Origin of the sequence: Thermomonas sp., assembly GCF_029945965.1 — a bacterium.
GTDB lineage: Bacteria > Pseudomonadota > Gammaproteobacteria > Xanthomonadales > Xanthomonadaceae > Thermomonas.
In genome coordinates, this window is record NZ_JAQSDO010000008.1 from 158,160 (window position 1) to 169,096 (window position 10,937).

General features: G+C 63.0%; 12 protein-coding genes. 2 read left to right on the top strand and 10 right to left on the bottom strand.

All coding sequences use genetic code 11. The features are described 5' to 3' along the window. Positions 1 to 17: 17 nt before the first annotated feature. Positions 18 to 368, top strand: coding sequence for a hypothetical protein (locus tag PSV05_RS03840; protein ID WP_300061725.1), 351 nt, complete (start codon positions 18 to 20; stop codon positions 366 to 368). A gap of 102 nt (positions 369 to 470) precedes the next feature. On the opposite strand, the gene PSV05_RS03845 is transcribed toward PSV05_RS03840, so the two are convergent. From PSV05_RS03845 to PSV05_RS03855, 3 genes are all read right to left on the bottom strand, one after another. After that, entirely contained in the window at positions 471 to 1,574 is a 1,104-nt protein-coding gene (locus PSV05_RS03845) for a hybrid sensor histidine kinase/response regulator (protein WP_300061727.1), read from the bottom strand. A gap of 113 nt (positions 1,575 to 1,687) precedes the next feature. Next, complete coding sequence (locus PSV05_RS03850; protein WP_300061730.1) at positions 1,688 to 2,239, bottom strand: pseudouridine synthase; 552 nt, start codon at positions 2,237 to 2,239, stop codon at positions 1,688 to 1,690. A 28-nt stretch (positions 2,240 to 2,267) separates the two neighbouring features. Beyond that, positions 2,268 to 3,125 (bottom strand): methyltransferase, encoded by an 858-nt coding sequence (locus PSV05_RS03855; protein WP_300061733.1) that lies wholly within the window; start codon positions 3,123 to 3,125, stop codon positions 2,268 to 2,270. Positions 3,126 to 3,389: 264 nt separating this feature from the next. Between PSV05_RS03855 and PSV05_RS03860 the strand changes: the two genes are divergently transcribed. Next, on the top strand, positions 3,390 to 3,875 hold the full coding sequence (locus PSV05_RS03860) for a PA2169 family four-helix-bundle protein (protein WP_300061736.1): 486 nt from the start codon (positions 3,390 to 3,392) through the stop codon (positions 3,873 to 3,875). Positions 3,876 to 3,986: 111 nt separating this feature from the next. On the opposite strand, the gene PSV05_RS03865 is transcribed toward PSV05_RS03860, so the two are convergent. The 7 genes from PSV05_RS03865 to PSV05_RS03895 form a co-directional block, all read right to left on the bottom strand. After that, complete coding sequence (locus PSV05_RS03865) at positions 3,987 to 6,209, bottom strand: NADP-dependent isocitrate dehydrogenase (protein ID WP_300061739.1); 2,223 nt, start codon at positions 6,207 to 6,209, stop codon at positions 3,987 to 3,989. Between the two features lie 162 nt (positions 6,210 to 6,371). Next, complete coding sequence (locus PSV05_RS03870; protein WP_300061742.1) at positions 6,372 to 6,872, bottom strand: hypothetical protein; 501 nt, start codon at positions 6,870 to 6,872, stop codon at positions 6,372 to 6,374. 85 nt (positions 6,873 to 6,957) lie between these two features. Then, positions 6,958 to 7,809: an NADPH-dependent 7-cyano-7-deazaguanine reductase QueF gene (gene queF / locus PSV05_RS03875; protein ID WP_300061745.1), complete on the bottom strand. Its 852-nt coding sequence runs from the start codon at positions 7,807 to 7,809 to the stop codon at positions 6,958 to 6,960. Between the two features lie 12 nt (positions 7,810 to 7,821). Beyond that, entirely contained in the window at positions 7,822 to 8,295 is a 474-nt protein-coding gene (locus PSV05_RS03880; RefSeq protein WP_300061747.1) for a hypothetical protein, read from the bottom strand. A 144-nt stretch (positions 8,296 to 8,439) separates the two neighbouring features. After that, positions 8,440 to 9,537 carry a cell division protein ZapE gene (gene zapE, locus PSV05_RS03885; protein WP_300061750.1) on the bottom strand — a complete coding sequence of 366 codons (1,098 nt, stop codon included), beginning with the start codon at positions 9,535 to 9,537 and terminating at the stop codon, positions 8,440 to 8,442. Next, entirely contained in the window at positions 9,530 to 10,225 is a 696-nt protein-coding gene (locus tag PSV05_RS03890; RefSeq protein WP_300061753.1) for an alpha/beta hydrolase, read from the bottom strand. The genes zapE and PSV05_RS03890 overlap by 8 nt, the downstream gene beginning before the upstream one ends. 97 nt (positions 10,226 to 10,322) lie before the next feature. Further along, positions 10,323 to 10,841 carry a c-type cytochrome gene (locus PSV05_RS03895; protein WP_300061756.1) on the bottom strand — a complete coding sequence of 173 codons (519 nt, stop codon included), beginning with the start codon at positions 10,839 to 10,841 and terminating at the stop codon, positions 10,323 to 10,325. Positions 10,842 to 10,937: the final 96 nt, after the last annotated feature.

A 10,937-nucleotide genomic window follows, 5' to 3' on the forward strand; every position in this document is an offset into this window, starting at 1 on the left:
TTTTGGAGGAACCCACCATGAGCAAGCTCGACAACGTGCAGGATCGCGCCCTTGAACTGATCGGAGAAATTGGCGACGGCATCCGCAAGGCGGTACCCGGGCGCGCGATGCAGTGGGTGGAAACCGGCGCCGCGATTGGCGCAATTCGTACCGGCGGCAAAGTCGCCAGCAAGTTCGTGCGTCGCAACCCGGTACTGGCGGGAGCTGCAATCGCCGGTGCTGGCCTGCTGTGGCTGGCAGCGCGCCATCGCGCAAAGCGCGCCGAACAAGGTCCGATCGATGGCACCGCCACGCGCATTGATGCCAAGCCGCGTCCGCGCAGCAAGGCTTCGATGCACAAGGCCGCGGCAAGCAACAGCGATTCCTGATTCACAGTTCCTGACGAACGCAGGTTGAATCAGCGCGCCGCTGAGTCGGCGCGCTTTCGTTTCATGGGCGCGCCTGCAATGTTCAGTAGCTGGGCTCGTGGCTTAGTTTGATTCAGGCAACTCGATCACGAAGCAGGCACCGCCACCTTCGCGATCCTCGTACCAGAGATTGCCGCCGGCATTGGCAATGATCTGCTTGGCCAGCGAAAGCCCAAGGCCACTGGACAATCCTGCCGCGGGATCGACTTCGGTCAGCCGGCGGAATGGCTTGAACAATTCGCGTTGCAGCGATGCGGGGATGCCGGGACCGCGATCGCGCGCCAGCACCCGCCAATAGCCGGGCGATGCCGCCTGTACCGCAAGTTCCAGTTCGCCGCCAGCCGCTGCGTATTTCAGGGCATTGCTGACCAGGTTTTCGACAACCTGGCGCAACACCATCGAAGAGATCGCCACCAGCTCGGTATGTTCAGGCGCAGCGACCAGCAACCGCATGCTGTTCGTTTCCAGCTGCAGTTCGTAACGCTGCGCGACCCAGTCCAGCGTGTCGCGGAGGTCGGCGGATTGGGTGGCCATTTGCTGCGTTGCCTGCGACTGGCTTTCCAGGTAACTGCGGATATACCCGATCGCGTCATTCGCGCTTTCGTGAATGATCTGCACATAGCGCGGCACGCGCTCCGGCTTGCAGTCGGGGAGTTGCAGCATCTCGGTGGCAAATAGCACGCTGCTCAACGGATTCTTCAGGTCGTGTGCAACCAGGTTCACCAATTCCTGACGCTCGCGCGCGACGCGCTCCAGGCGGTCGCGGGTGAGTTTCAGGCCTACATGCGCCTCCACCCGCGCCAGCAGTTCCTCCGGCATGAAAGGCTTGGTGACGTAATCCACTGCGCCAGCATCGAAGGCCCGCAGCAACAGGTCGCGATCCTGCGCGGCGGTCAGGAACACCGCCGGTACTTTGTGCAGGCCGGGGATTTCGCGCAGCGCGGCCAGCAGTTCGAAACCGTCCATGCCCGGCATCATCATGTCGAGCAGGATCAGGTCCAAGGCATGTTCGCCAACCGCGGCCAAGGCTTCGGGACCACTATGCGCAGGAATGACGGTGTAGCCCTTGCGACCCAGCAAGGTGCTGACCACACGGACGTTCGCGGCCTGGTCGTCGACAACCAGAATGGTGCCGGTATTGCTCGTGTTGAAAGCTGCTTGCGTCATAGGAAGGCATCCCCACGCCCGTGGTCCCGGCATCGAGCCGGGCCGACGATGACGTTAGCAAACAAACACGTATTTCCAAACTTCGCCACGACGATCAGCTGAAGCGTTCAGATTCACGAGCTGGGCATGTCGGCGACAGCCTGCCACTGCCCGGGTCGCTGGTCGCCGAGCGCGTGCCTGCCGACGGCCACCCGGACCAGCCGCAGGGTAGGCAAGCCCACCGCTGCTGTCATCCGCCGGACCTGACGGTTGCGGCCTTCGTGGATGGTCAGTTCGAGCCATGCATCCGGCACGGTCTTGCGAAACCGCACCGGCGGATCGCGAGGCCACAGTGATGGGATGTTGATGAGCCGCGCCTGGGCCGGCAAGGTCGGGCCATCGTTGAGCACGGCACCGCTGCATAGCGCAGCCAACTGCGCATCGTCCGGTGTGCCCTCCACTTGCACCCAATAGGTTTTGGGCTGCTTGTGGCGCGGATCGGTCAGCCGATTGGCCAGCGCGCCGTCATCGGTCAGCAACAACAGGCCTTCGCTGTCGAAATCCAGCCGGCCGGCTGCATACACCGCAGGTGGCAGGCCGAAGCTGGCCAGGGTCGGGCGTGGTGGCGTGCTGCGGTCGGTGAACTGGCACAGCACGCCATACGGTTTGTTGAAGGCGATCAGCATGTGGCGTATCGCCTGCGCGACTCGTGGTTCAGGATCCGCGCGGCTTGCGGAAGCGCAGGGTCATGCGATCGCTCTCGCCGATCGCCTTGTACTTCGCATTATCGGCCGCGTCGTGGGTGTTGCTCGGCGGCAGCGTCCACACCCCGTTCGGGTGGTCGGCATCGTCTTTCGGGTTTGCGTTGAGATCGCTGCTGGCCTCCAGCACGAAACCGGCATCGGTCGCGTATTTCGTGACCAGTGCCTCGGTCAGGTAACCGGAGGATTTCATTGCTTCCAAGTCGGTGCCGGACTTGGCGCGATGGTCGACCACGCCGAGCACGCCACCGGGTTTGAGCGCTGCGAAGAATGCGCGGAAATATGCATCGGTATTGCCGGCGGCGACCCAGTTGTGCACGTTGCGGAAGGTCAGTACGACATCCGCAGTGCCTGCGGCAAGCACGGGTGCCTTGGCGTCGAGTTCAACCAGTGTGGCGTTGGCGCTTGCTGTGTTGCCGGTCAGTTTCTCGCGGAAGGCCGCGTTGCGAAGCCCGCCTTTGCTGTCCGCGGCTGCTGCGGGAACCGCGCCAATGTAGTGGCCATCGGCATTGAGGTAAGGCGCGAGGATCTCGCTGTACCAGCCGCCGCCTGGCGTGATTTCGATGACGGTCTGGTTGGGCTGCACGCCGAAAAATTCCAGCGTTTGCAGCGGATGGCGGTAGCCATCACGTGTGCGATTGGCGGCGTCTCGGCCGGGGGCGTCAATCGCCGCCTGCAATGCGGCAGTGGTTGCAGCAGGCTGGACTGTTGCAGTGTTGTCAGCGCGAGAGGTGGCAGTAGACGAGCAAGCCGCGGATGTGAATACAAACGTGGACAAGGCGAGCGCCAGAAAAATAGTGGTCCGTTGCATCGCATGCTCCATCGAGGTTGGTCCGGCAAGATTACCTCATCTTCTGTCTCCACGATGAACAGTGATGACAAAAATTCCTTGAAAATCAATTAAATACACATCGATATAACGCATCTTGTGCGAAGTTGAATGGGTCGAACAACGGCGCATCTCCACGCAGCATAAGCGGAGCAACTGCTGCCATCGACGCATTACATCATCGGGTACTGGCGTGGCGCATCGAATGACCGAAGTGCTGCCTAAGATCCAGGACAAGGAGTCCACATGAACACCATGACCAATATCGAAACCATCCGCACCGAGAAGATCGACACGCTCAACGACCTGATCGCGATCACCCGCGACAGCGCGACGTTCTACAACGATGCCGCCAAGGCGGTACCGAATCCGGCGTTGAAATCGTTGTTTGGCGAGATGGCCAGTTCCAAGAATGGCCTGGTCGGTGCAATGAGCCGCGAGGTCCGCACCGAGGGTGCCAACCCCGCCACCAACGGTACCGTGCGCGGTGCATGGGACAAGCTGTATGGCGAAGTGCGCAGCCAGTTCGGCGACACCAACTACGGTTATGTCAGCCAGCTGGAATCCTCCGAGGATCGCCTGATGAAGGCCTTCAATGAAGTCGTCGCCGATGACGACGTGCCGACATCGGTCAAGCAGATGGTCACCAACTACCTGCCGACCATCCGCAGCCATCACGACATGATGCGCGATCGCAAGTGGAGCATGCAGGCTGCGTCAGCCAGCCACTGATCCACGCAAGCGCCACGCAACTGCAGTAGTAATGCAGTAAGTAAAACGAACGAACGGCCCGCATTGCCGGCCGTTCGTTCGTGTGGCGGAGAGTCTTTGTTCCCGGGAGCGCTACTCCAGTGTTGCGAGTGCCGCATTGAACGTCGCGCTCGGGCGCATTGCCGGAGTGAGCTTGCCCAAGTCCGGCTGGTAGTAGCCGCCGATATCCACCGGCTTGCCTTGCACCGCGATGAGCTCTTCGATGATCTTCGCCTCGTTCGTGGTCAGCGTTTCGGCCAGTGGCTTGAAGCGCGAAGCGAGTTCGGCATCCTCGGTCTGCTCCGCCATTGCCTGCGCCCAGTACATCGCCAGGTAGAAGTGGCTGCCGCGGTTGTCGATGCCGCCCAGCTTGCGCGTAGGTGACTTGTCGTTGTCCAGGAACCTGGCATTCGCCGCATCCAGTGCATCCGCCAGCACCTGCGCGCGCGCATTGCCGGTGCTGTTGGCCAGGTGTTCCAGCGATGCCGCCAGTGCCAGGAATTCACCCAGTGAATCCCAGCGCAGGTAGTCCTCGGCGATGAACTGCTGCACATGTTTGGGTGCACTGCCGCCGGCGCCGGTTTCGAACAGGCCGCCGCCGGCCATCAACGGCACGATCGACAGCATCTTCGCGCTGGTGCCCAGCTCCATGATCGGAAACAGGTCGGTCAGGTAGTCGCGCAGGACATTACCTGTGGCGCTGATGGTGTCCTCGCCGACGCGGATGCGCTTGAGCGCATGTTTCATTGCCTCGACCGGACTCATGATCCGGATCTCCAAGCCAGCGGTGTCATGGTCCTTGAGGTAGGTCGTGACCTTGGCGACCAGGCCGCGGTCGTGATCGCGGCGTGGATCCAGCCAGAACACCACTGGCGTGTTCGACAACCGCGCGCGGCTCACCGCCAACTTCACCCAGTCGCGGATCGGGGCATCTTTCGTTTGGCACATGCGCCAGATGTCGCCGGCCTTGACCGGGTGCTGCAGCAGCACGGTGCCGTGCTCGTCGATCACCCGCACGGTGCCGTCGCCACTGATCTTGAAAGTCTTGTCGTGGCTGCCGTATTCCTCGGCTGCCTGCGCCATCAGGCCCACGTTTGGCACGCTGCCCATCGTGGCTGGGTCGAACGCGCCGTGTTCCCGGCAATCGTCGATGACGACCTGGTAGATACCGGCGTAGTTGCGATCCGGGATCACCGCCTTGGTGTCCTGCAACAGGCCGGCCGCGTTCCACATCTTGCCGCTGTCGCGGATCATCGCCGGCATCGAGGCGTCCACGATGATGTCGCTGGGCACGTGCAGGTTGGTGATGCCCTTATCGGAATTCACCATCGCAATCCCGGGGCGCCAGGCATACAGCGCTTCGATATCGGCCAGGATCCCGGCGCGCTGGGCCTCGGGCAGTTCGCCGAGCTTGGCGTACAGGTCGCCGATGCCGTTGTTGGGGTCAAAACCAATCTCGGCCAGGGTCCTCGGATGCTTTTCCAGCACCTCGCGATAGAAGCGCGTGACCACGATGCCGAACATGATGGGGTCGCTGACCTTCATCATGGTCGCCTTCAGGTGCAGTGAGAAAAGCACCCCGCGCATCTTCGCGTCTTCGATCTGCACATCGATGAAATCAGCCAGCGCCTGCGCGGAGAGGACCGCGGCGTCGATCATTTCGCCCGCCAGCAGGTTGACCGGCGCGCGTAGCGGGAAGCTGCTGCCGGTGACGCTGGTGTACTCGATGCGGACACTGCCAGCATTGATCAGGGTGTAAGACTGCTCACTGCCGTAGAAATCACCGGATTCCATGTGCGAGACATGCGACTTGGATTCGCCCGACCATGCACCCATCCGGTGCGGGTGCTTGCGCGCGTATGCCTTGACCGACGCCGGCGCGCGGCGGTCGGAATTGCCTTCGCGCAGAACCGGATTGACCGCACTGCCCATTGATTTGCCGTAGCGCGCCTTGATGTCCTTTTCGCGCTCGCCTTGCGGGTCTTCCGGATAATCCGGCAGCGCATAGCCCTTGCCCTGCAGTTCGGTGATCGCCATCTTGAGTTGCGGCACCGACGCGCTGATGTTCGGCAGCTTGATGATGTTGGCTTCCGGCGCGGTCGCCAGCTTGCCGAGTTCGGTCAGGTCGTCGCTGTTGCGCTGGCCTTCCGGCAGCATGTCGTTGAACTGCGCCACGATCCGCGCCGCCAGCGAGATGTCGCGGGTCTCCACCATGACATCGGCGGTGCGCGCGTAAGCCTGCACGATTGGCAGGAAGGATGCAGTGGCCAGAAGCGGCGCTTCGTCGGTCAGGGTGTACAGGATCTTCGAGGTCATGGCGGCGGTCGTGTGCGGAAGACCACCATTGTCGCCGTTGCCCGCGGCCTGAGCAAAGCACGGAATATGTGATGCCGTGTAGCCAGCAATATCTGGCCTACACAAGAACAAGGGCGCGGCTTTCGCCAGCGCCCTGTTGTTTGCCGTGCGGTGATACGTGGCTTACTTCACCTCGAACTCGCGAGTCTGCACCACCGCGCCATCCAGCATGATTTCCACCTTGTACCTGCCGGGCGGCCATGGGTCGGGCCTGTTGATCTGGAAGTCGGTGACGCCATCGCCGGCCAGGGTCAGGTCCCGGGTCTCTTCGTGCACGGTCTGGTTGCTGTCGATATGCGTCCACTTGGCGCCGAGCTTGCTTGCGACCGATGCGGCAGGGTTGCTGGTGCCGGTGCTGACTGCGGCATAGATGGTGGCTGTGGGCGCGAAGCTGGTCATCGGCGCTATCACCCGCATGTCGCCGCCCACTGCATTGCCGAGGTCGACGCCGTTGACCATTGCCGTGGCCATCGCGGTCGTGGCTTGCTGCATCGGTACCGGTTCACTGGCGACCGGCGGCATCGGTGCGGGTTCTTCTTTTTTCTTGCACCCTACCAAGGCCACGCTGCCCAGCAGCGCGGCCAGCATGGCCATCTGCAGTTGATTGGATTTGTTGGAATTCATCATTGGGAGATCCTTGCATTTGCATCATGCGACACAGGGAATCTGCCACGCCGTGCGTGAAGGCAGCATGCCCAACAGATGAATGCTATTGCCGCTCGCAGCGGCCTGCAGGTGGCGGCGCTGAACCCGGCGTGGCCCGCCATGGATTGATGTCCAGGCCGCCGCGTCGCGTGTAGCGTGCTTCCACCGACAGCCATTCCGGCCAGCAGCGGGCAGAGAGGTCAGTGAACATGCGTTCCACGCATTGTTCGTGGAAACCCGCGTGGTCGCGGAAGCTCACGATGTAGCGCAGCAAGGATGCGCGATCGATGCGCGGCCCGCGATACGCGACAAAAACATCGGCCCAGTCCGGTTGCCCGGTTACCGGGCAGTTCGATTTCAGCAAGGCGCTGTGCAGGACTTCTTCGACGACATTACCCACGCTTACGGTCAGCAGCGAAGCATCGGGCGGGCCATGGGTGTCGATGTCGACGTCCAGTGCATCGATGTCGATTGCATCCGGCGCGACGAATGGCGGCAGGCCGAAGGCCAGGGTGACGGTGGCTCCAGCGGCAGCGGACAGGTCGGCTTCGACCTGCGTGCGAAAGCTGTCCGCTGAAGCGAAGCGGGTGGCGTTGCAGGAATTCAGGTACAGCTTGAGCGACTTGGATTCGATCAGGTTCGGCGAGTCGGCGGGTACCTGCAGGGTTGCGGTGGCGACCAGTGGCTTGCCGCGTGCATCGAGCCACGACAGTTCATAGGCATGCCAGCGGTCGATGCCGATGAAGGGCAGCGCGTCGTCGGCAATATTCAAGCCATTGCGGCTCAAATCTACGCGACCCAAGGTGCGCGGGATTGGATACAACAGGCCCGCATCGAACTGACGGGGATAAGTGGCCTCGCGCCCGAGCAGCGAGTGTTCGGGGGAATGCGCGGGCGCGTCCTGGTTGCCGGTCATACGATGTACTGCTTACTTGACCTCGAACTCGACCAGCGCAATCGGCTGATTGTTCACGTCGACTTCGACGTTGTACTTACCGGCTTCGCTGGGCTGGAATTCGAACGCGGTGAACGGGCCGGCGATCTTCTTGTGTTCGTCCTTGCGCAACCGGCCGTCTTGGTGGAACCAGAACACCTCCATCCGGTCGCCGATCTTGCGTCCTTTCGTCGGCACCGAAACATAGACGGTGGTGCCGGTCGCAAAGTCGTACTGCCGGGTCACCAAGTCGCCACGGTCGTCGATTGCCGGACCTACGAACGCCGCATCCGGTGCCACTTCCACGGTACCGATCCCGTTCGGATCTTCCTTCGGTGTTGGCGTCTTGTCGACGGCCGTCGGCAGTTCCGGAGCCTGGCGGTTGCACGCGACCAATGCACAAGCCAGCAGGATGAGGCTCAGGGTGCGATTCCGGGTGCGATGTCTGTTGCGATGGATCGGGGGCATGGCGTTCCTCGCGCGTTGGGCGCGCAACAAAGAATGAAGCCGGCATGGCTGACAAGAGACGGGGCGCATTCTAGGCCATCGACCGCAGGTGGTTGCCTTTGCACGTGATTGCAGGCGCAGCGTGGGCTGCGGCGTTCAGCTTTGTCAGCTGCGATGTTCCTGCGCCAGGTATTCCGCCGAGCGCATTTCGATGAGGCGCGAGGCGGTGCGCTCGAATGCCATGACCAGCCGTTCACCGGAATACAGCGCGGTCGGTTCGGCATCGGCGCTGCAGACCAGGTTGACATGGCGATCATAGAGTTCGTCGATCAGGGTCACGAAGCGGCGTGCGGCGTCGTCGCGATCACCATCCATGCGCGGGACGCCGCCGACCAGCACAGTATGGAATTCGCGAGCGACCTGAATGTAATCGGCACTCCCGCGCGGCCCTTCGCACAGTGCCGCGAAATCAAACCAGCACATGCCCTTGCAGCGCGCGCGCACCGGCACCCGACGGCCGTCGATCTCGATCCCGGCATCGCGGTGCACATCATCGGCTCCAAGTTCATGCCAGCGCTCCTGCAGCCATGCGTCCGACTGTGCATCCAGCGGCGCGCGGTAGACCGGCGAGCGGGTCAGCGCGCGCAGTCGGTAGTCCTCCTCGCTGTCCAGGTGGACGACGTGGCAATCGCGCTCGATCAGCGCGATTGCCGGCAGGAAACGCACGCGTTGCAAGCCACTCTTGTAGAGCTGCGAAGGCGCGACATTGGAACTGGTGATGAGTACCACTCCTTCGGCGAACAGGTGCTCCAGCAGGCGCGCCAGCAGCATCGCGTCGCCGATATCGCTGACGAAGAATTCATCCAGCACCAGCACCTGCAACGATGCGCGCCATTGGTGGGCGATTGCCGCGAGCGGATCGCGTTGGCCGGCATGTTCGCGCAGGCCGGCATGTACTTCGCGCATGAAGCGGTGGAAATGGGTGCGACGCTTGCCCTCGATCGGCAGGCCCTCGTGGAACAGGTCGATCAGGAAGGTCTTGCCGCGCCCGACCCCGCCCCACAGGTACAAACCGGGAATGGGTTCTGGCGTCTCGCCGCCAAACACGCGCTCAAACAGGCCGCGTTTCGGCGCAGGTTTCGTTACGGCCACATGGATGCGGTCGAGCTCGGCCAGTGCCGGCAGTTGCGCCGGATCGTGCAACCAGTCGCCGCGCGCCACGCCGCCGGCGTAGCGCTGTGAGGGCAACATCGGATCAGACATCGGCAGGCGCGGCAGGCGGCAGCCAGGTCGCGACGCCGTGCTTCACTGCGCCGCGCAGGTCGATCAGCTTGCGATGGAAGAAATGGCCGGCGCCGGGCATCCGCACCAGTTGCGGTGGCATCGGCAGGGATTCGATCCAGGCATAGACCGCTTGCGCATCAACGATCTCGTCGTCGTCGCCCTGGATCACCAGCCACGGGCAGGCGGGCAGGGTGATGTCATCGAACGACCAGCTGCGCCCGACCGGTGGCGCGATCGAGAGCAGCAACTGCGCCTTGAGTTCGTCGGCGGCGCGCAGGCTGATCCAGGCACCAAAACTGAAACCAGCCAGCCACAGCAGCTTGTCCGGATGTTGCGTCTTCGCCCAAGCCGCGACTGCGCGCAGGTCGTCGAGTTCGCCGCCGCCATCGTCGAAGCTGCCCTCGGACTGGCCGACCCCGCGGAAGTTGAAACGCAGCGTGGTCGCGCCGGATTCGCGCAACGCACGCGCGGTCATCGTCACTACCTTGTTGTGCATGCTGCCGCCTTCGGTCGGCAGCGGATGGCAGACGATCGCCAGTAGCGGGCGCGGATCGGCGTCGGGCTGGTCGAGCGAAGCCTCGATGCGGCCTGCGAGGCCCTCGATGAACAAGGTCGGGTCGGCGGCGCCGGGCGCGGCCGATGTAGGTGGCGTCGATGGAGTGGTCATGCCGCCATGATGCCGCAACCGATGTCCACGGGCGTTGGCGAACCCCGCAAACAACGACGCCGCCCGTAGGCGGCGTCGGCGTGGAGCACGGCGTGCATTACTTGCTTTGCGACACCATCCACTCGACCGTGGCCTTGACCTGGTCGTCGGTCAGCGCCGGGTTGCCGCCCTTGGGCGGCATCACGCCAACATTGCCGGAGTAACCGGTGGTCGCGTTTTTGATCAGCATCTCGATCCCCTGGGCAGCCACACGCGCGCCGATTCCCGCCGCGTCCAGCTTGGGTGCGCCACCGGCGCCGGAGGTATGGCAGCCGGTGCACAGGTTGCCGAAGATCACGCTGCCGTCCATGGTGCCGCCGTAGGCGACCTGAGAGGCTGCCGCAGCGGCGGCTGTCTTCATGGCATCAGCCTGCGCTGCGGCGCCGGTCGCGCCTGCATAGACCTCGCCAACTGGAGCGATGCGGTTGAGCACGCGCTGCTCGGCGGCCGGATCGATGTCGCGTTTCGCATCACCGTTCAGATGATGCGCGAACAGGATCAGGCAGAGGGTCACCGTCGCCAGGAAAGCGATCAACATCGTGAAATGCTTGAGGAATTCCAAGTCGTAATTGCGCACGATCCACCTTGCGTATGTTGGCCGGCCGGGGCCGTCAAACCGCGGATTATCCCAGAAATGGGCCGCGTGGGGCGAGTGGCATGCAAGATCGCAGCA